At 69.2% G+C, this 17,849-nt stretch carries 23 protein-coding genes; 13 read left to right on the forward strand and 10 right to left on the reverse strand.

Features of this window, described 5'->3' with window-relative positions; genetic code table 11:
• Window positions 1-7: 7 nt before the first annotated feature.
• A complete protein-coding gene (locus ACV7GQ_RS01920) occupies window positions 8-1,840 on the reverse strand; it encodes a PKD domain-containing protein (protein WP_470311869.1) in 1,833 nt (610 codons plus the stop codon).
• 184 nt (window positions 1,841-2,024) lie between these two features.
• Between ACV7GQ_RS01920 and ACV7GQ_RS01925 the strand changes: the two genes are divergently transcribed.
• From ACV7GQ_RS01925 to ACV7GQ_RS01945, 5 genes are all read left to right on the forward strand, one after another.
• Entirely contained in the window at window positions 2,025-2,204 is a 180-nt protein-coding gene (locus tag ACV7GQ_RS01925) for a hypothetical protein (RefSeq protein WP_470311870.1), read from the forward strand.
• Window positions 2,205-2,243: 39 nt separating this feature from the next.
• A complete protein-coding gene (gene tgtA / locus ACV7GQ_RS01930) occupies window positions 2,244-3,716 on the forward strand; it encodes a tRNA guanosine(15) transglycosylase TgtA (protein ID WP_470311871.1) in 1,473 nt (490 codons plus the stop codon).
• A gap of 170 nt (window positions 3,717-3,886) precedes the next feature.
• Window positions 3,887-5,191 carry an acetamidase/formamidase family protein gene (locus ACV7GQ_RS01935; protein ID WP_470311872.1) on the forward strand — a complete coding sequence of 435 codons (1,305 nt, stop codon included), beginning with the start codon at window positions 3,887-3,889 and terminating at the stop codon, window positions 5,189-5,191.
• A 213-nt stretch (window positions 5,192-5,404) separates the two neighbouring features.
• Window positions 5,405-5,650, forward strand: coding sequence for a hypothetical protein (locus tag ACV7GQ_RS01940; protein ID WP_470311873.1), 246 nt, complete (start codon window positions 5,405-5,407; stop codon window positions 5,648-5,650).
• A gap of 186 nt (window positions 5,651-5,836) precedes the next feature.
• A complete protein-coding gene (locus ACV7GQ_RS01945; protein ID WP_470311874.1) occupies window positions 5,837-6,451 on the forward strand; it encodes a class I SAM-dependent methyltransferase in 615 nt (204 codons plus the stop codon).
• Here the strand turns inward: ACV7GQ_RS01945 and ACV7GQ_RS01950 are convergent.
• Window positions 6,448-6,936, reverse strand: coding sequence for a GNAT family N-acetyltransferase (locus tag ACV7GQ_RS01950; protein WP_470311875.1), 489 nt, complete (start codon window positions 6,934-6,936; stop codon window positions 6,448-6,450). The genes ACV7GQ_RS01945 and ACV7GQ_RS01950 overlap by 4 nt on opposite strands.
• 49 nt (window positions 6,937-6,985) lie before the next feature.
• Entirely contained in the window at window positions 6,986-7,243 is a 258-nt protein-coding gene (locus ACV7GQ_RS01955) for a hypothetical protein (protein ID WP_470311876.1), read from the reverse strand.
• A gap of 104 nt (window positions 7,244-7,347) precedes the next feature.
• On the opposite strand from ACV7GQ_RS01955, the gene ACV7GQ_RS01960 reads away from it, so the two are divergent.
• The gene (locus ACV7GQ_RS01960; RefSeq protein ID WP_470311877.1) at window positions 7,348-7,533 is read left to right on the forward strand and encodes a hypothetical protein; all 186 of its coding nucleotides are present in this window, start codon (window positions 7,348-7,350) and stop codon (window positions 7,531-7,533) included.
• Window positions 7,534-7,755: 222 nt separating this feature from the next.
• Here ACV7GQ_RS01960 and ACV7GQ_RS01965 read toward each other — a convergent pair whose 3' ends face one another.
• A complete protein-coding gene (locus ACV7GQ_RS01965; protein ID WP_470311878.1) occupies window positions 7,756-8,013 on the reverse strand; it encodes a ubiquitin-like small modifier protein 1 in 258 nt (85 codons plus the stop codon).
• 91 nt (window positions 8,014-8,104) lie between these two features.
• Between ACV7GQ_RS01965 and arcS the strand changes: the two genes are divergently transcribed.
• Genes arcS through ACV7GQ_RS01990 form a run of 5 tightly spaced genes read left to right on the forward strand, consistent with a single transcriptional unit; the run spans window position 8,105 to window position 12,822 of the window.
• The gene (gene arcS / locus ACV7GQ_RS01970) at window positions 8,105-9,892 is read left to right on the forward strand and encodes an archaeosine synthase subunit alpha (RefSeq protein ID WP_470311879.1); all 1,788 of its coding nucleotides are present in this window, start codon (window positions 8,105-8,107) and stop codon (window positions 9,890-9,892) included.
• A gap of 42 nt (window positions 9,893-9,934) precedes the next feature.
• Window positions 9,935-10,864, forward strand: a complete 930-nt coding sequence (locus ACV7GQ_RS01975; protein ID WP_470311880.1) for a GIDE domain-containing protein — start codon at window positions 9,935-9,937, stop codon at window positions 10,862-10,864.
• A gap of 40 nt (window positions 10,865-10,904) precedes the next feature.
• Window positions 10,905-11,288, forward strand: a complete 384-nt coding sequence (locus tag ACV7GQ_RS01980; protein ID WP_470311881.1) for a VanZ family protein — start codon at window positions 10,905-10,907, stop codon at window positions 11,286-11,288.
• Between the two features lie 38 nt (window positions 11,289-11,326).
• The gene (locus ACV7GQ_RS01985) at window positions 11,327-12,403 is read left to right on the forward strand and encodes an archaeosine biosynthesis radical SAM protein RaSEA (protein ID WP_470311882.1); all 1,077 of its coding nucleotides are present in this window, start codon (window positions 11,327-11,329) and stop codon (window positions 12,401-12,403) included.
• Between the two features lie 50 nt (window positions 12,404-12,453).
• A complete protein-coding gene (locus ACV7GQ_RS01990) occupies window positions 12,454-12,822 on the forward strand; it encodes a DUF8147 domain-containing protein (RefSeq protein WP_470311883.1) in 369 nt (122 codons plus the stop codon).
• Window positions 12,823-12,847: 25 nt separating this feature from the next.
• Here the strand turns inward: ACV7GQ_RS01990 and ACV7GQ_RS01995 are convergent, their stop codons facing one another.
• Window positions 12,848-13,144 carry a DUF7967 family protein gene (locus tag ACV7GQ_RS01995; protein WP_470311884.1) on the reverse strand — a complete coding sequence of 99 codons (297 nt, stop codon included), beginning with the start codon at window positions 13,142-13,144 and terminating at the stop codon, window positions 12,848-12,850.
• A gap of 237 nt (window positions 13,145-13,381) precedes the next feature.
• Here ACV7GQ_RS01995 and ACV7GQ_RS02000 point away from each other — a divergent pair, with 237 nt between their 5' ends.
• On the forward strand, window positions 13,382-13,900 hold the full coding sequence (locus tag ACV7GQ_RS02000) for a hypothetical protein (RefSeq protein WP_470311885.1): 519 nt from the start codon (window positions 13,382-13,384) through the stop codon (window positions 13,898-13,900).
• On the opposite strand, the gene purQ is transcribed toward ACV7GQ_RS02000, so the two are convergent.
• The 4 genes from purQ to ACV7GQ_RS02020 are packed head-to-tail and all read right to left on the reverse strand — an operon-like array spanning window position 13,897 to window position 16,456.
• Window positions 13,897-14,574 (reverse strand): phosphoribosylformylglycinamidine synthase I, encoded by a 678-nt coding sequence (gene purQ / locus ACV7GQ_RS02005; protein ID WP_470313130.1) that lies wholly within the window; start codon window positions 14,572-14,574, stop codon window positions 13,897-13,899. The genes ACV7GQ_RS02000 and purQ overlap by 4 nt on opposite strands.
• 49 nt (window positions 14,575-14,623) lie before the next feature.
• Window positions 14,624-14,878 carry a phosphoribosylformylglycinamidine synthase subunit PurS gene (gene purS / locus ACV7GQ_RS02010; protein ID WP_470311886.1) on the reverse strand — a complete coding sequence of 85 codons (255 nt, stop codon included), beginning with the start codon at window positions 14,876-14,878 and terminating at the stop codon, window positions 14,624-14,626.
• Window positions 14,879-14,916: 38 nt separating this feature from the next.
• Window positions 14,917-15,570, reverse strand: a complete 654-nt coding sequence (locus tag ACV7GQ_RS02015; RefSeq protein ID WP_470311887.1) for a DUF7504 family protein — start codon at window positions 15,568-15,570, stop codon at window positions 14,917-14,919.
• A gap of 1 nt (window position 15,571) precedes the next feature.
• Window positions 15,572-16,456, reverse strand: coding sequence for a GAF domain-containing protein (locus ACV7GQ_RS02020; RefSeq protein ID WP_470311888.1), 885 nt, complete (start codon window positions 16,454-16,456; stop codon window positions 15,572-15,574).
• A 125-nt stretch (window positions 16,457-16,581) separates the two neighbouring features.
• On the opposite strand from ACV7GQ_RS02020, the gene ACV7GQ_RS02025 reads away from it, so the two are divergent.
• Window positions 16,582-17,556, forward strand: coding sequence for a formyltetrahydrofolate deformylase (locus ACV7GQ_RS02025; RefSeq protein WP_470311889.1), 975 nt, complete (start codon window positions 16,582-16,584; stop codon window positions 17,554-17,556).
• A 66-nt stretch (window positions 17,557-17,622) separates the two neighbouring features.
• Here the strand turns inward: ACV7GQ_RS02025 and ACV7GQ_RS02030 are convergent, their stop codons facing one another.
• A complete protein-coding gene (locus tag ACV7GQ_RS02030; protein WP_470311890.1) occupies window positions 17,623-17,799 on the reverse strand; it encodes a hypothetical protein in 177 nt (58 codons plus the stop codon).
• Window positions 17,800-17,849 lie beyond the last annotated feature (50 nt).

Raw genomic sequence — 17,849 nt, forward strand, 5'->3', positions numbered from 1 at the left:
GAGTTGGCTACTGGAACACGTAGACCGCCCCTGCGTTCGGCGCGCCGTCGTCGTCAGTCCGGGCTCCGACGGCGAGGGTGTCGCCCGCTGCCGCCGCCGAGAAGCCGAAGAGGTCGCCGGCGTCTAGTCCGTCAGGCACGAGTTTCTCGGGGGGCGCCGTGAGGTCGCCGAGGTCGTAGACGTACACCGCACCGGCATCTGCCCCAGCGTCGTCGTCAGCCACGGCTCCGATGGCGAGGGTATCGCCCGCTGCCGCCATCGAGAAGCCGAAGAAGTCACCAGGGTCAGCAGGCGTGAGTTTCTGGGGGGCCGCCGAGAGGTCGGTGAGGTCGTAGACGTACACCGCTCCGGCCCCTGCACCGCCGTCGATGATGGTTCCGGCCGCGAGCGTGTCGCCCGCCACCGCGACCGTCCGGCCGAAGCGGTCGAAGGGGTTCACTTCGTCGGGGACGAGCTTCTGTGGGGTCGCCGAGAGGTCGGTGAGGTCGTAGACGTACACCGCACCGGTGCGCGTTCCCGCGCCACCGCCATCGTGGTTCCGGGCTCCGACGGAGAGGGTCTCGCCCGCCACTGCCACCGCGATGCCGAAGTTGTCGCCCTCGCCGAGGTCGGCAGGGGTGAGTTTCTCGGGGGGCGCCGTGAGGTCGGCGAGGTCGTAGACGTACACCGCCCCCGCGCTCCATGCCACGTCGTCGTCACCGAGGGCCCCGATGACGAGCGTGTCGCCTGCCATCACCACCGGGTAGCCGAACTCGTCGAAGACGTCTAATCCAGCAGGCGCGAGCTTCTGTGGGGGCGCCGCGAGGTCGGCGAGGTCGTAGACGTACACCGCTCCGGCGTTCGTTCCCGCATCGTCGTCGAGGGCCGCAACGGCGAGGGTGTCGCCCGCCACCGCGACCGACCGGCCGAAGTTGTCGAAGTCGTCTAATCCGTCAGGCACGAGCTTCTGGGGGGCCGCCGCGAGGTCGGTGAGGTCGTAGACGTACACCGCCCCGGCGTCCCCTCCCGCGTCGTCGTCAGTCCGGGCTCCGACGGCGAGGGTGCCGTCCGCCACCGTCACCGAGAAGCCGAAGTCGTCGCTGAAGTCGAGGTCGGCGGGGACGAGTTTCGTCACCTGACCGCTCTGCGGGGCGCTGACGGTGATGGTCCGGGTGGTGGTATCGGTCGCGCCACAGTCGTCGGTCACGCGGTAGCCGACCGTTTGCTCGCCAGGGGTCGCGTAGACGGCCGTGGCCTGCTGGCCGCCGGTCTCGTAGGTACCGTCGCCGTCGAGGTCCCACGAGTGAACGAGGCGTTCGGGGGTGTCGGGGTCGGTCGCGGTGGCGGTGAACGTCACCGGGTCGCCGAGCGTGGGGTCGTCCGAGACGGTGAACGACGCCGTCGGCCCGGTGTTGAACCCCGCCGGGACGCATATGCCGGTCGGATTGGTGACCACGGTGCGGTCGCTGCCGGCCTCGGCGATGACACAGACCAACGCCCCGCGCGGCTCGGCGAGTTGAATCTGGGTGCGGTCCTCGTCAGCGTCGTACTCGACCACCAGCGGGGCGTATCCGCGGGGATTCGTCACCGTCGGCGCGATGTCGTAGCGAGCGGACCGGGTCCCGTTGCGGTCGGCGTAGTAGACGGCGATGGCATCGAGGACCGACGCCGACGAGACGAACGCGACTTTGCACCGCCTATAATCGACGGTGAGGCCGGGAACGGCGGCGCCGACAGTGCCGGTCAGTCCGTGGGCGCCGACGGCGCCGAACACGCCAGCGGTGGCCAGCGCTTTGAGGAACGGCCGGCGAGCGGTGGTCGATGATTCTGGAGATACGGTTGGGTGGGTTGTGTGTGGCATGCGAATATACAGCAAATGAAAAGCTTGCTGACTGCCATCCTAATACGTGCCAGTGAGAGATAAATGTATACCACGAGCGGCACTCACGACGTGGTCACTCCCATCAGACGACGCAGACACCCTCTATATCCGACATGGGACACCTATCAGATTCTGACGTTCCAACAGAGTCGAGATTCGCTATGTGTCTCACGTGCTGTTCATAGACGGTTTCGACGAGCTCCAGGACTACGACGGCTACACCCTGAGTTTTACTGACTCGATTCCCGTCGCACAGGCACAGCAACACGATATCGACGCTGTCCGCAGTTTCGACGCTGACGTCGTCGGCCTCGTCGACCGCCTGGACTCGGCGGACCTGTAGAACACAACCCTTAGGCGCGCGCCCCGCCGACGACGGACAATGACGAACTTCGAGGTCCGGGCCTACGACGCCGCGGGCCGTCTCGGCGAGCTCGAGGTGCCACGCGCCGGCGTCACCGTCCAGACCCCGACCATCCTCCCCGTGGTTAACCCCCACGTCCAGACGGTCGACCCCTCGGCGCTCGAATCCGAGTTCGGCGCGGAGATCCTCATCACGAACAGCTACATCCTCCACGGCTCCGAGGACCTGCGCGAACCGGCCCTCGAACAGGGGCTGCACGACCTGCTGGACTTCTCGGGCGCCATCATGACCGACTCGGGGTCGTTCCAACTCGCGGAGTACGGCGACATCGACGTGACCACCGAGGAGATTCTCCAGTTCCAGCGCGACATCGGCTCCGACATCGGGACACCGGTGGATATCCCAACGCCGCCGGACGTCGACCGCGAACGCGCCGAGTCGGAACTCGAGACGACACAGGAGCGACTGGAGCGAGCGACCGGCGTCGACACCGGCGAGATGCTCGTCTCCGCGCCGGTGCAGGGCTCGACGTACCCCGACCTGCGCGAGCGGGCCGCGAGAGACGCCAAATCGACCGGACTGGACGTGTTCCCGCTGGGCGCCGTCGTCCCGCTGATGAACGAGTACCGCTACGCCGACCTCGCGGACGTGGTCGCGGCCTGCAAGCGCGGTCTCAGCGAGACGGGGCCGGTCCACCTGTTCGGCGCCGGCCACCCGATGATGTTCGCGATGGCGGCCGCGCTGGGCTGTGATCTCTTCGACTCCGCCGCGTACGCGCTGTACGCCCGCGACGATCGCTATCTCACCGTTCGGGGCACCGAACTGCTGGACGACCTCGAACAGTTCCCGTGTCAGTGTCCAGTCTGTACCGACCACACGCCTGCAGACCTCCGTTCGATGGCCGACGACACCCGCGAGGACCTGCTGGCCCGGCACAACCTCCACGTCACCTACGGTGAGATCCGCACTGTCCGGCAGGCAATCCGCTCGGGGAACCTCATGGAACTGGTCGACTCTCGTGCCCGCGGCCACCCGACGATGCTCGACGGCTACCGCGCACTGCTCTCCCACGCCGAGCAGCTCGAACGGACCGACCCGGTCTCGAAGGACGCGTTCTTTTACACCTCCGCCGAGAGCGCCCGACGACCCGAGGTGCTGCGCCACCACGAGCGGTTGGACCGGTTCGACCTCGACGCCGACTCGGTGCTCCTGACCGAGGGCGGGTCGAACGACCGCTACGACGAGACGTGGGGCGTCGTCCCGCCATTCGGCCCCTATCCGCGGGACCTCGCGGAGACGTATCCGCTGACCGCCGAGGTGCCCGAGCGGACCGACCGCGCCGCCTACGAGGCCGCCGCCGACGGGGTCGCTCGTCTCGTCGACCTGCACCCCGACGTGGAATTCACGCTGGTCCACGACGACTGGCCCGCGACGGCGCTGGAGACGGTGCCCGATGGAGTGCGATTGCGTGACCTGCACGCTCGGGAGTAGCGAGGGGCGCGACCGAAGGGAGCGGCCCTCGAAGCGATGCGGTGACCACCGGGAACCGCGGAGCAGTAGCGAGTCCGACTCCCAGCAGTCGTCTCTGGGCCGACAACGCGAACCAGGGTCGCTGATTTGGCCGTACGTTTATTCTATTCTAATCCCAACAGTAGCGTGGTATGTCACAGCAAGTCACGAAAGAGCTCGAGGTGGACGAGTACACGCTCGGACTGGTCGGCCCCGAACAGGAGTGGGCGGGGACAGTCGCCGACGGCGGCACCGTCAGGACACACACGCCACCGGCCTGCTGGGGGCCGATGATCACACCGGAGTTCCGGGGCGGCCACGAGGTGACGAAGCCCATCCGCGTCGACGGCGCGGAGGTCGGCGACGCCATCGCCATCCACATCAAGGACATCGAGGTGACCAGCGTCGCTACCAGCACCGGGTCGATGGACGAACGCGAGGGCGCGTTCGGCGACGACCCGTTCGTCGACCACAAGTGCCCGGAGTGTGGCGCTGAGTGGCCCGAGAGCGTCGTCGAGGGCACCGGCGAGGAGTCCATCCGGTGTGCGGAGTGTGGCGCCAACGCCTCCTCCTTCGCCTTCGAGTACGGCATCACGGCGGTGTTCGACCACGACGGCGAGGTGGGACTGACCGTCGACAGCGAGGCCGCCCACGACCTCGCGGGACGCGCCGACGAGGCCATGGCGCTGCCGGAGAACTCCCGCCAGCACCCCATCCTGCTGTACGAACCCTCGGAGATGCCGGGGACGCTCGGGCACCTCCGACCGTTCCTCGGGAACATCGGGACGACCCCGCCCGTCGAACTGCCGGACTCGCACAACGCCGGGGATTTCGGCCAGTTCCTCATTGGCGCCGACCACGACTGGGGTCTCGACAGCGAGGACGAGCTCGCCGACCGCACCGACGGCCACATGGACATCAACGCCGTCCGCGAGGGGGCCATCCTCGTCTGTCCGGTGAAGGTCGACGGCGGCGGCATCTACGTCGGCGACATGCACGCCAACCAGGGCGACGGCGAACTGGCCCTGCACACCACCGACGTCAGCGGCCATACGGAGTTCGACGTGGAGGTCATCAAGGGGCTGGACATCGACGGCCCGGTCCTCCTGCCGAACGGGGACGACCTGCCCCACATCGCCAAACCGTACACCGACGAGGACGTCGCGGCCGGCGAGGCCCTCGGCGCGGAGTACGGCGTCGACGTCGAGACGGACATGGGCCCCATTCAGATCGTCGGCTCCGGCGCGACGGTCAACGACGCCACCGAGAACGCCTTCGACCGTGCGGGGACGCTGCTGGACATGACCGAGGGCGAGATTCGCACCCGGTGTACGTTCACCGGCGGTGTCGAAATCGGTCGGCTCCCCGGCGTCGTCCAGCTGACCATGCTGGCCCCGATGGACCGGCTCGAGGACCGGGGTCTGGACCACCTCGTCCGCGAGCAGTACGACCTGTAACCGGCCGCGCGCGGCACGCCTTCGGTGGCGAATCGGCCCGAAACCGAAATCGGGCGCCTGCGACCCGCTCGGTTCGATTTAGGTCGATTTAATCCGCGTTAACCGTCCTAAAGCCGGCCCGAAACCGACCGAAAACCGGGCTCACGGCCACCCCCCACTTTATCCCTCTCCCCGGAAGGCCGAGATGCGATGTTCGAAGCAGATCCGCTCACGATGGCAACGTTCGCAAACGACGCGGCACGGATGGCGATGCAGGCTGGCCCGCCCGCTGACCTGCCCGCGCAGGTACCGGAATTCGTCGGCGACATCCTCGGGGAGGTCGGCTCCTCGGCCGGCGAGGCCAAGGACGGCATCGGTGAGACCATCAGCGGTCTGACACCGGGCGGCGGTGAGGGCGCCGACACGGCGGCCAACGCGACCGACGCGAGCGAGGCCGCGGCCGGCGCGTCCGGCAAGTAGAGTCCCGTAACCGCTGACGCTCCCACGCGCGCCGTCGACGCCGCTGGCGGCGCGTGACCCCACTCCACCGAACCCCACCCCTCTGGCCGCCTGGTCCCCGCTCGGTCCCTGTCCTCTCGGACTCTCCCTCTCAGGGCGTCGACCGCATCCGCGGCGCCTTTCACACCACCCGCCGTAGCGGTGGGTATGAAGAAGTCGCTTGACGAACACGCTGACCGCTTCTCCGACCACGCCGCCGACTACGACGAGAGCCAGGACTCCCCGGAGTACCGGGCCTGTGCGGACCTCGTCGTCGCTCACGCCGACCCCGAATCCGACGACGTCGTCCTCGATCTGGGGACCGGGACGGGCGCCATCGCCTTCGGCGTCGCCGACGCCGCCGGGGAGGTTCTCGGCCGCGACATCAGCGAAGGGATGCTTGAGCAGGCCCGCGAGAAGGCCGCCGACACCGGCGTCGAGAACGTCACGTTCGGCGAGGGCCGCTTCCGGGACCCACAGGTGCCCGAGGGCGTCGCCGTCGATATCGTCACCTCGAACTTCGCGATGCACCACCTCGGCGACGACGAGAAGCGCGAGGCCATCGACGTCCTCGCCGAACTGGGGCCGCGCCGCATCGTCCTCGGCGACGTGATGTTCTTCGGCGAACCGAACCCCGAAGACCCCTTCTACAGCCCCGAGGTGGACGACCCGGCGACAGTCGGCGTCCTCGCCGATGCCTTCACCGACGCGGGCTACGCACTCACGGCCGTCGAGATGGTCTCGGACCAGGTCGGCGTCCTCGTCGCCGAGCGACCGGACTAGAGCGACTTCGCGTAGACGTAGCCGTCGACGTCGAGGAACTCGTCGTAGTGGTCGTCGACGCGGAGGAACCCCCGTGACTCGTAGAACGCGACGGCGTCGTCGTTGCCGGCCATGACGACCAACTGCAGGCGTCGCCCGCCGCGCTCCCGGACGTCGGACTCGATCGCATCGAGCAACGCCGTGCCGATGCCCTCCCGCCAGTGCTCCGGGTCGACGTAGCAGCGCGCGAGTGACCACGTCCGGTCCGCCTCGGTCGGCCCGGCCTCGGCGAACCCGACCACGTCGCCGTCGACCGTCGCGACGGGGAACACGCGGTCCGCGTCGGTGACGGCGTCGTCGAGCTGCGACGGTGTGTAGTACCGCTGGAGGAACGCGTCGACGGTGGCCGCACCGACGATGTCGTCGTGGGCGTCGTGCCACGCCCGGCGAGCGACGCGCTGGACCGCCGGTACGTCCTCGCAGGTCCCCTTTCGAACCCCCGACATACGCGGACCTATCAACGCGCTCGTAATAAATGCTTGTCAGGAACGCGCGCTACCGGTCCGACGCCGGCTCCAGCCGCGTGCCGTCCCGCGGGCAGTAGTCGTACGACTCCACAGTCGCCTGGAACCCGCAGTGGGGACACTCCTGGACGACGGTCGGTTCGTCGTCGCCCAGCCCCCGGAAGAGGAACGGGACGAACGGAAGAAACAGGAAGACGAACAGGCTATCGAAGTACCACCAGAGCGCTACGGTGGCGAGGAGGCTCACGAGGAGGCCGACGGCGGCCGTCGCGGTTCGGGACCCGACCATGCCCGGCCGTTACCGGCCGAGGGGCAAAACCCCACGGCTCCCGGAGTGTCCCACGTGCCCACACCGCACGTTTTTGTCCGCCGCGGGACGATACTCCACTCGTTATGTCCGACGACGATGACGGGTACTGGCGGTTCTGTGCCATCGTCGAGCGAGAGGTCATCACGACGCCGACGGTGACGGCACCGCCACGCACCGAACGGGCCGTCCTCGAACAGCACACCGGGTCCGGCGAGTACCGCCTCAGACCGCTGGGCGACATCACCGACGGCGACGAGCGCATCACGTAGTCCCTCACCTCCCCGACCGCACGCTGCCGAACGTGCGCTGTCCCGGGGCCGGCGTGGTCACTGCCCGGCAACTCTGTCCGCGACAGCTTCGCGGACCCGGCGGTGGAACCGGCCGCTCCCGAAGCGGTCCGGCGAGAGCCGCGGTCTGGCGCCCGTCTCGACGGCCGTCACGCGGCGGTCGGCGGCCGCCGGACCGGTGCTGTCGCTGTGGGACGCCCCGCCTCACCCGCCCTGCATCGGCGGGTGGACGCTGAGTTCCGCGTCGGCCGGACAGTGGTCCGCCGGGTCCACCGCGGCCCCGTCGACGGAGAGCCGCACGCTCGATTCGAGGGCGCCGTCGTCGAAGAGGTGGCGCTCGGCGCGCGGGTACGCCGCGACGAGGGCCGACACCGCCTCCCGGACCGTCCCGCCGTCGAAGTCGACGGTCACCGTCTTCTCGCCCGTAGCACCCCTGAGGTGGCCGTACACTGTGACCTCCATGGGCACGGTTTCGGCCGCCGCGGTGATTACCCTTGCCCGTCCCGGCTCTCGAAGAGCAAGATAGTTGAGCGCCCGTGGCAGAGAAGGTGGCATGACCGACTACTTCGAGGTCCACGAGCGCGACGGCGCCGCGCGACTGGGCGAACTGCGCCTCGCCGAGTCCGTGACGACCCCGGCGCTGGTCGACGACGTGGACGCCGACACGCCCGGGGACGTCCACCGTCTCCTCCACGACGCCGGCAGTCGCTGGCCCACGGAACAGGGACTACCGGAGGGCGACGACTCCCAAGTCACGGTACTCCCACACCGCGGCCTGCCCGCCGGCACACCGGACGAGGTCGCCGACGCGTTCGCGCCCGACTACCCCGACGTCGACTTCCCCAGCGGGGCCGTCGTCTCGCCGGACACGGCCGACGACTTCGGGAGCGACGTGTACCTCCTCGCGGGCGCACCGGGCTACGTCGGCCACGCCGCGGCGTTCGTCGACGCCGTGACGGCGACGCGCGAGGCCGTCCCCGCCGACACCGCCCTCTATCTGCCGGGCGTCGCCACCCCCCGAAACGTCGCGACGCTCGTCTACGCGGGCGTCGACGTGGTCGACCCGCACCGCGCCGTGATTCGCGGCACCGAGGGCCGCTATCTCACGACGGACGAGGCGTACTTCCTCGAAGACTTAGACGAACTCCCCTGCTCGTGTCCAGCCTGTCAGCAACCGCGTGAGGCGTTCACCCGCGAGGACTGCGTCGAACACAACGTCAACGCCCTCGCCGCCGAGCTGCGACGGGTCCGCCGCCGCATCCGGGACGGCCGCCTCCGGGACTACGTCGAGGGACAGGCTCGACAGGACAACTGGCTGACCGCGACGTTCCGCCGGCTGGACCAGCAGTACGGCTACGTCGAACAGCGGACGCCGCTCATCCGGCGCGCACAGCTCTCGGCGGCCAGCGAGGACTCCATCCGCCGCGTCGAGATCCAGCGGTTCGCCGAGCGGGTGACCGACCGCTACGTCCCCCGGTTCGACGACCGACCGCTGGTCATCGTCCCCTGTTCGGCCCGCAAACCCTACAGCGACTCCCAGAGCCACAAGCAGTACCACGACGCCGTCCACTGGCGCGCCCACATGGTGTCGATGACCTCGCCCATCGGCGTCGTCCCCCAGGAACTCGAACTCACCTACCCCGCACAGCACTACGATTCGGTGGTGACAGGCCGCTGGACCGCCAACGAGATAGAGTTCGTCTCGCAGGTGCTCGAACGCTACCTCGCCGACGCCGACTACCCCGAGATAATCGCCCACATCCCCGGCGAGGGGTACCGAGACATCTGCGAGCGCGTCGAGGACTCGCTCGGACTGGACTTCACCTACACGGTGACGGACCACCCGACGACGGCCGATTCGCTGGGCAACCTCGCGGCCGAACTTGAGGGGTGGGACACCTACCAGAAGTCCACCCGCGAGGCCAACACGATACGGGCCGTCGCCGACTACCAGTTCGGCGCCGGTGCCGGCGACGAGCTGTTCCCGGACATCGGTACACAGGGGCGGTACCCGCAGTTACGAGCCGACGACGAGGATGGCGAGCAACTGGCGGCGCTGGCCCAGCAGTACGGCGTCCTCTCGCTGACGCTCGCGGGCGCGCGCCGCTGGGTCGAGAGCGACGTCCCGACGAAGACCGTCGAGATAGAGCCGTTCGTCCCCCACGGGTCGGTCCTCGCGCCGGGCATCGTCGACGCCAGCGACGACATCCGCGTCGGCGACGAGGTCGTCGTGCGGGGCGACGCCGCCTTCGGCGTCGGCCGCGCCGAGATGCACGGCGCGGAGATGGAGTCCTCGACGCGGGGCATCGCCGTCCAGATGCGCCACGTCGAGGAACGGTAGGCCACCCCACCTTTTTCTCCCGCCGTCGACTACCGGAATCTGATGGCAGACGCGCTGACGGTGTATCTGCTTGGCCTCGCGCTGCTGGTCGTCTGTTTCGCCGCCGCCTACGTCTACTACGAGGCGGCCGCGATGCCGGCCAGCGCGCTCCCCGCGGGGCTGACGCCCCGGGACGGTGCGGCTGTTACCGTCGTCACGCTCACCGCCGTCGTCGCCATGGGGTTCCTCGGCGACGTGGCGGTCTTCGACCCCCAGACGGACGTCCGCGGCGTCGGGATGCTCGCCATCGGTTCGTCCGTGCCGCTGGTCCTCGGGCTGGTCGGCCTCGCCAGCAGTCACACGTTCGCCCGGCGGTGGCGCCGCCTCCACCCCGACGGGGACGTGCCGACCGGGTCGCTGTCGCCAGGTCCGGCCGCCTGTACGGGCGCCGTCACCGACGCCGCGGCCACGGCACCGGTCACCGGCCGCGAGGCGTGTTGCTGGTCGTGGGACGTCGAGGTGCTCGACCCCCACGGCGTGGGCGACATCGGCCAGCGCGAGCAGTGGGTCGTCCGCGACGGCGGCGTCGGCGGCGTTCGCTTCGCCGTCGACGACGGGAGCGGGCCGGTGTGGGTCGACCCCGACGGCGCGACGGTGGACCTCATGGCCACGCGAACGCTGTCGCTCGGCGCCGACGAGCGCCCGCCCGAGAACGTCCCGAATCCCGCGCCGGAGGTGGAACGCGACCACAGAGACAAGCCGCGGCGCTACGAGGAGTCGGTCGTCGCACCGGGCGACCACGTCGCCGTCGCGGGGACTGCCCGCGAGACTGACGGCGGACTCGTCCTTGCCGAGGACGTCCACGTCGCCGTGGGGTCGCTGTCGACGGCGGCCGTCCGCTACCGCAACCGGGCGGCGATGTACGGTGTGGCCGGCACCGCCGGCGTCGCCGTCGGGCTGCGGGCGCTCGCGCTCGTCTTCGGCGTCGCCTGAGCACCGCGTGACTTATCGGCTGACGCGACGAACGACGCGTATGAAGCCGTCGCGGTTCCGTCCGTACGCGCCCGCTGTCGCGTTCGCCGCCCTCTTGCTCGTCACCTCGCTCGTTCCGGTGCCAGAGAGCGGCGTGGACGCGGTGCCGACGCTGCTCGGCGTCGCGCTCGACAAGTGGGTCCACGCTGGGAGCTACGGTCTGCTAACCGGGCTACTTGCGTGGGGCCAGCGGACTCGGACCGCTGCCGTCGTCGCCGCCCTCGCGACGCTCGCCGTCGGCTACGGCGCCGGCATCGAGGTCCTGCAGGGGCTGGTCGCGACCCGTGACACGAGCGGCGCGGACTTCCTCGCCAACGCCGTCGGCGCCGGCCTCGCCGGCGTGGGGTGGCTGGCGGTGCGCGACCGTTTCGCCCGCGAGGCCTAACGAAGGCGATATACGCGCCCGTCGGCAATAGCGGCGTAATGAGCAAGCCCAGTCCCGACGTCTACGAGCAGGGCAAGGGCATGGACGCCCACAACTCGGTGATGCGCGACATCCGTTCGCGCAACGACTCGACCTACGACCCCCGTGAGCCGACCCGCGTCTGGCTGGACGAGGACAACACGCCCGACGGGGTGTACCAGAGCCTGACCATCATCCTCAACACCGGCGGCTGTCGGTGGGCCCGCGCCGGCGGGTGTACGATGTGCGGCTACGTCGCCGAGTCCGTCGAGGGCGGCAGCGTCGCCCACGAGGACCTGATGGCACAGATACAGCACTGTCTGGACCACGAGGCCGAGAACGCGGACGACGAGAGCGGCCTCATCAAGATATACACCTCCGGGAGCTTCCTTGACGAGCGCGAGGTGCCCGCCGAGACCCGGCAGGCCATCGCCGACACCTTCGCCGACCGCGAGCGCATCGTCGTCGAGTCCCTGCCCGACTTCGTCGAGGAAGCACGCGTCTCGGACTTCGTCGACGCCGGCCTGGAGACGGACGTGGCCGTCGGACTGGAGACGGCGACCGACCGCGTCCGCCACGACTGCGTGAACAAGTACTTCGATTTCGCCGACTTCGAGGACGCCTGTGCCGCGGCACGGGACGCGGGAGCCGGCGTCAAGGCCTACCTCCTGATGAAGCCCGTCTTCCTCTCCGAGCGGGAGGCCGTCGAGGACATGAAGCGCTCCGTCCGTCGCTGTGCCGCCGTCGAGGGCTGTCACACCGTCTCGATGAACCCCTGTAACGTCCAGCGCTACACGATGGTCGAGGAGCTGTACCACGACGGCGGCTACCGCCCGCCGTGGCTCTGGTCGGTCGCCGCGGTGCTCGAAGCGACCGCCGACGAGGACGTCATCGTCGTCTCGGACCCCGTCGGCCACGGCAGCGACCGCGGCCCGCACAACTGCGGGGAGTGCGACGACCGGGTCCAGCGAGCCATCAAGGACTTCGACCTGCGTCAGGACCCCAGCGTCTTCCAGCAGGTCGACTGCGAGTGCGAGGCCACCTACGAGGCCGTCATCGAGCGCGAGACGAGTTACGCGATGCCGCTGGCCCGGTAATCGGCCCGTTTTCACGTACGTTTATACCGGATTTCGTCCAATCAGTCGACGTGCAACCTCGGACACTGCTCGTCGCGGTCGGTGCGGCAGTCACGACCTTCCTGTTAGTGACTGTGACCATCATCGAAGCCGCGAACGTCGAGTTCTCCGCGCTCGTCGCGCTCCCACTCGGACTCCTCGCCGGCCTCGGGACGCTCATGGCGGTGGCGCTCGAACTCGCGGGCCTGCCGCCGGCGCGTCGTCGCCTGCTGTCCGCCTACGCCGCGTTCGGGCCGGCGGTGCTACTGGTGCTCGGGCTCTCGTACGTGAACGTCGGCCGGTCGCTGTTCACCGTCGAGGTGGCCGTCGGCGTCGGACTGCTGGCGACCGCCGCCGTCTACGTCTCGCTGACTCTGACCGACGCAGACGCCACCCGGTAGCCGGCGGCGCCCCGCATCGACGGCCTCACAGCACGTCGTCAGGGTCGTGCTCCGCCTGCATCCGCTCGGCCTCCCCGGCGTAGCGCTCGCGCGTCTCGGCGTCGTCGACGCGCCCGAGATTGCCCGGGTCGACGGCCATCGAGACGGGCGTCTCCCGGTGGTCACCGGTGTAGGAGGTCAGCGCCCGCTCCTTCCGGAAGTCCCGGCGACCGTCCGGTGTGGCGTAGGTGAGGACGATGAGGTTCTGCTCGTCGTCGGAGTACGTCCGCTCGACCAGCCAGACCCGGACCGACTCGTCGGCGGTGGCCTCGTCTGTGCTCATACTGTCGGGTAGGTCACGACAGGATATGAGTGTGGTGACTGTTCCCAGTCCCCGAGACGGCCGGTTTCACTTTCACTCCGGTAGGCTGGCGTTTTTACCATCGGGGGCTATACTGATACGTAGGGGCCGCGGAACATGTCACACGCTCCACTGGCCCCACTCCATTCCTATCCCTTTGGACCACGCCCGTAGCGACCGGACAGAAGACAGTTACCGGTCGGGGGTTTCGTCGCCGATATGCGCCGCACCCACGCAGTCGCCCTCCTCGTCGGTGTCGCCGCTCTCGCCGTCACGGTCGTCGCGGCCGCCGGCGTCGGGCCCTTCCAGCCACCGCCGGACGTCCGAGTGACGAACGATACGGACGGCGCGACGGTGCTGGACCCGTTCCGCTACCGCAACGAGTCGTCTCCCCGAACGGTGGTCCACGTCGGCGACGAACGCGACGGGCCACCCCGGCCCATCGCCGTTCTCGTGTTACAGAACGGGCCAAAGCGGGGAATCTCGCTGACTGTCTCGCACGACCGGACGAACGCGACGCTGTACGAGCGAACGGTCGCCCTCCCCGAGAACGGCACGGCCGTCATCGTGTTCAACCGGCCGGCGGACTACACGCTCACGGTGTCGGCGGTCGGCGAGACGAGCGTGTACAGAATCGAGCGCGACCAGTTCGACTGCAACAAGCAGACGTACGGCGTCGCGGTCGAGGCGGGCGGACAGACGCTGCTGACCCGCGTCGGCACGCAGATGGCGTGTTAGTCGGCGAAGCCTTCGAGAACGGGGCGGCCGTCGGTCCGACCGAGGTCCTCGAGCGACGCGCGCTCGGGGTGGGGCATCATAACGGCGACGTGGTCCGAGTCGCCGGTGACGCCCGCGACGGCGTGTTTCGAGCCGTTGGGATTTGCTTCGGGCGTGACGTTGCCCTCGGCGTCGCAGTACCTGAAGAGGATGCGGTCCTCGGCTTCGAGTTCGTCGAGTCGGTCGTCGGTAATCTCGTAGCGGCCCTCGCCGTGGGCGATGGGGAGCTCGACGACGTCGCCTGCCTCGTAGTGGCGGGTCCACGGCGTGTCGGCGTTCTCGACGCGGAGGTGGACGTGTTCACACTGGAAGCGGGCGCTCTCGTTGGTGGTGAACACGCCCGGCGTGAGCGCGGACTCACAGCCGATCTGGGCGCCGTTGCAGACGCCCAGCACCGGCGTCCCGTCGGCGGCGGCCTCCCGAACCTCGTCCATGATGGGCGAGCGGGCAGCCATCGCGCCGGCCCGGAGGTAGTCACCGTAGGAGAACCCGCCGGGGAGCATGATGCCGTCGACGTCCGCGGGCAGGCCGTCCTCGTGCCAGACGAGTTCGGCGTCGAAGCCGAGCGTCTCGAGGGCCTGCACGGAGTCGCGGTCGCAGTTCGACCCGCCGAACTGGATGACGGCGATGGTCACAGTGACCACCCCGCGTGGGAACCGAGCATCGGCGTCAGTGTGACGGCGATCATTCCCGGTCGGCGACCTCCACGTCGTAGTCGTGGATGGTCGGGTTCGCGAGGAGGCGTTCGGCCATCTCCTCGGCGCGCTCGGCGGCCTCGTCGGCGCTCTCGGCGTCGAGGTCGATCTCGAACCGGTCGGCCGAGCGCAGGTCGTCGAGGTCGAAGCCGAGGCGCTCGAGCTGCCGCTGGGTGGTCTCGGCCTCGGGGTCGAGGACGCCCCGCTTCAGGCGAACGGTGACGGTCGCGGTGAAGGCGGTCATTACTGAGAGCCGGGCGGGGGGCGGAGAAAACGCTTGTGTTATCGGAGCGCGGGCACCGCCGTCCACTCGCGCGGCTGGTCGGGCAGACCCCGCACCCGGACCTCGACGCCGTCGTCGGTGTCGCGGACCTCGACGCGGCCGTCGAACGACTGGGCGATGCTCCCGACGACCTGGTCCTCGTGAGCCGCGGGGTCGATGGCACACACGCCCAGCCCGTCGGCGGTCCGGATGCGGCTGGTGACCGTGTTGATGAAGCGGAACACCGGCCGGACGTCGTCGCTATAGACCAGCAGCGGCGTCAGCGTGTAGATGCCGGTCCGGGCCCTGTCGTAGCCGCGGGCGTAGACGGATTCGTACTGACCGGCGTACTCGATGCCGATGCCGGTGAGGTCCCCGGGCGTTCCGACGGCCGAGACGAACTCGCCGAGGTCGTCGTCGTCCTGCGAACAGTCGACCACGCGGACCCGCTCATCGGGGCCCGCCCCGCCCAGCCGCTCGAAGTCCGCCAGCGTCTCGCGAGCGCTCGTATCGGCCGTGATGATGAGGACGGCGTCCTCGCCGAGCAGGAGGCGCAGGAGCAGGTCCCGGGTCCCGCCGAGCGTCGGTCCCGTCACGAGCAGGTTCGTCCCCGTCGCCACCGGTTCCAGCGGCAGGCGCTCGAACTCGTAGACCGTGTCCCCCTGTAACGACACCTCACTCACCCCCGCCGCCGAGTCGGCGGCGCAACAGGAGCTGTTCTTCGACCTCGTCGGCGAACCGCCGGAGGTCGTCCAGTTCCGCTCGCGTGTACGAGCGTGGCTCGTCGTCGGTACAGCAGACCGCGCCCAGCGCGTTCCCCTCGTCGTCGGTGATGCGAGCGCCGGCGTACGACCGGATGTGCAGTTCGTCCAGCCGGCTGACTTCGGCGAAGCGGGGGTCCTCGTGGGTGTCCTCGACCACCATCTCCTCGTCGGTGAGGATGGTGTGGGTACAGATGCTGTCCTCGCGCGCCAGCGTCCGCCAGTTGGCGCCGGTACAGGCGACGAACCGCTCCTCGTGTTCGTCGACCAGACCGACGAAGGCGACGTCGATGTCGAAGTGCGTCGTCATCAGCGCCGTCAGGCGCTCGAACGTCGCCTCGGCGGACAGTTCGGCCACGTCGTACGCCCGGACCGCCGACAGTCGCTCGGTCTCGTCCTCGGGGAGCGGGTAGGCCGCCTGTGTCACCTCGGCGGTGGCGCCCTCGACGACGTCGACGAGGCGGTCGCGGGCCGCTGGGACCGACTGCGGGACGTACTCGACGATTTGGTCCCGCCCGCCACGCGGCAACTCCGAGGGGGACTCCGGCGTGAAGAAGACACAGGCGCAGTCCGGGTGCCGGTCACGCACCGTCCCCACCACGTCGAAGCCGTCCCCGTCGGGGAAGGCGAACGCGGTCACGACACAGTCGACGTCGGCGTCGTCGAGCGCGGCCGCGACGGCCGAGACAGACGGGGCTGCCAGCACGTCGAAACCGGCCGATTCGAGCGCGTTCACCGTTTCCGACCGGCTCTCGTCGTCCGGGTCGGCACAGACCACAGTCGCCAACGTACCTCTCACGTGCCCACCCTGTGGCCCCAACAACTAAGCTATACCGCCGCCGGGAGGCGGAAAACGAAGGCTTTTGCATCGGCCCTGCCGAACTGGACGGCAATGAACCACCGTATCCGCCGGAGGTGGCAGGCATGACCCACGGACTCACCGAGATCACCGTCGTCGGCGACGACGACACGGGACTCATCGCCGAGGTCACCTCCCTGTTGTTCGAGCGCGGCATCAACATCGAGGACCTGGACCAGGCGGTCCGCGACGGCGTCTTCCGGATGACGATGCACGTCGACACCGGCGACATGGTGACGACGGAGGAGAAACTCCGGGAGGACCTCACCGACCTCGGCGACGAGCTGGGCGTCGACGTGCAGGTCCGGTTCCCCGCCGACCGCGAGACCCAGTCCATCGCCGTCCTCGTCACGAAGGAGTCCCACTGCCTCGAGGCGCTGTTCGAGGCGTGGGCCAACGGCGACCTCGGGGCGGACATCGAGGTGGTCATCGGCAACCACGACGACCTCGAACCGCTGGCCCGGAAGTACGACGTCCCCTTCCACGACATCGGCGACGAGAAGGGCACGCCCGACGAGGAGAAACTGCTCGACCTGCTCGCGGAGTACGACGCCGACCTCATCGCGCTGGCCCGCTACATGCGCATCCTCTCGCCGGACGTCGTCTTCCGCTACGAGAGCCGCATCATCAACGTCCACCCGAGCCTCCTGCCGGCCTTCCCCGGCGCGTCGGCGTACATGCAGGCCATCGAGGAGGGCGTCCGCATCGCCGGCGTCACCGCCCACTACGTGACGACCGACCTCGACCAGGGCCCCATCATCACCCAGCGGGCGTTCAACGTCCCCGACGACGCCACGGAGGAGGAACTGCAGGAACTGGGCCAACCGCTGGAGGCGGAGGCGCTCATCGAGGCCATCAAGCTCCACCTCAACGACGAGGTGACGGTCCACCGCGGCCGGACGAAACTCCGGGACCCCGAGGAGACCGACGTCCAGCTGGGCGCGCCGGAGACGCTCGACGAGGAGAACCCGGACCGCCCCATCGACGGCCTCGGCGAGTTCGTCGCCGGCGAGGAACCGGGGACCGAGGCGGACGACTGAGACGGCGCCGACGCACGAGCGCGTGCGGGACCCTTCGCCACCGTTTCCAAGCACCCCGCGCCGTGCTCAGATTTCGTAGCGGGCGATGTCGACGGACGCACAGCGGGGGCACCGGTCAACGTGTGCCTCCACCGTGGTCCCGCAGCGACAGCACTCGTGGAGCACCGTCGACGTGGCGCCACACCGGGCACACGACGACTCACCGAACGCCACGTACGCGACCAGTCGCTCGACGACGGTCATCGGTCCTCCCCCCGCCGTTCGAGGCTGGCCGCCCGCCGTGTCGAGATACG

It is taken from the genome of Haloarcula sp. MBLA0163 (assembly GCF_055632435.1).

What these genes read in the sequence shown, in the direction of transcription:
- ACV7GQ_RS02000 (WP_470311885.1), top strand. Translation starts at nt 13,382, where the DNA reads ATGCGCCGCACCCACGCAGTCGCCCTCCTCGTCGGTGTCGCCGCTCTC.
- ACV7GQ_RS01960 (WP_470311877.1), top strand. Translation starts at nt 7,348, where the DNA reads ATGTCCGACGACGATGACGGGTACTGGCGGTTCTGTGCCATCGTCGAG.
- ACV7GQ_RS01950 (WP_470311875.1), bottom strand. Translation starts at nt 6,936, where the DNA reads ATGTCGGGGGTTCGAAAGGGGACCTGCGAGGACGTACCGGCGGTCCAG.
- ACV7GQ_RS01940 (WP_470311873.1), top strand. Translation starts at nt 5,405, where the DNA reads ATGGCAACGTTCGCAAACGACGCGGCACGGATGGCGATGCAGGCTGGC.
- ACV7GQ_RS01920 (WP_470311869.1), bottom strand. Translation starts at nt 1,840, where the DNA reads ATGCCACACACAACCCACCCAACCGTATCTCCAGAATCATCGACCACC.
- ACV7GQ_RS02030 (WP_470311890.1), bottom strand. Translation starts at nt 17,799, where the DNA reads ATGACCGTCGTCGAGCGACTGGTCGCGTACGTGGCGTTCGGTGAGTCG.
- ACV7GQ_RS01945 (WP_470311874.1), top strand. Translation starts at nt 5,837, where the DNA reads ATGAAGAAGTCGCTTGACGAACACGCTGACCGCTTCTCCGACCACGCC.
- ACV7GQ_RS01975 (WP_470311880.1), top strand. Translation starts at nt 9,935, where the DNA reads ATGGCAGACGCGCTGACGGTGTATCTGCTTGGCCTCGCGCTGCTGGTC.
- ACV7GQ_RS01965 (WP_470311878.1), bottom strand. Translation starts at nt 8,013, where the DNA reads ATGGAGGTCACAGTGTACGGCCACCTCAGGGGTGCTACGGGCGAGAAG.
- ACV7GQ_RS01935 (WP_470311872.1), top strand. Translation starts at nt 3,887, where the DNA reads ATGTCACAGCAAGTCACGAAAGAGCTCGAGGTGGACGAGTACACGCTC.
- ACV7GQ_RS01955 (WP_470311876.1), bottom strand. Translation starts at nt 7,243, where the DNA reads ATGGTCGGGTCCCGAACCGCGACGGCCGCCGTCGGCCTCCTCGTGAGC.
- tgtA (WP_470311871.1), top strand. Translation starts at nt 2,244, where the DNA reads ATGACGAACTTCGAGGTCCGGGCCTACGACGCCGCGGGCCGTCTCGGC.
- ACV7GQ_RS01985 (WP_470311882.1), top strand. Translation starts at nt 11,327, where the DNA reads ATGAGCAAGCCCAGTCCCGACGTCTACGAGCAGGGCAAGGGCATGGAC.
- purS (WP_470311886.1), bottom strand. Translation starts at nt 14,878, where the DNA reads ATGACCGCCTTCACCGCGACCGTCACCGTTCGCCTGAAGCGGGGCGTC.
- ACV7GQ_RS02025 (WP_470311889.1), top strand. Translation starts at nt 16,582, where the DNA reads ATGACCCACGGACTCACCGAGATCACCGTCGTCGGCGACGACGACACG.
- ACV7GQ_RS01980 (WP_470311881.1), top strand. Translation starts at nt 10,905, where the DNA reads ATGAAGCCGTCGCGGTTCCGTCCGTACGCGCCCGCTGTCGCGTTCGCC.
- ACV7GQ_RS01995 (WP_470311884.1), bottom strand. Translation starts at nt 13,144, where the DNA reads ATGAGCACAGACGAGGCCACCGCCGACGAGTCGGTCCGGGTCTGGCTG.
- arcS (WP_470311879.1), top strand. Translation starts at nt 8,105, where the DNA reads ATGACCGACTACTTCGAGGTCCACGAGCGCGACGGCGCCGCGCGACTG.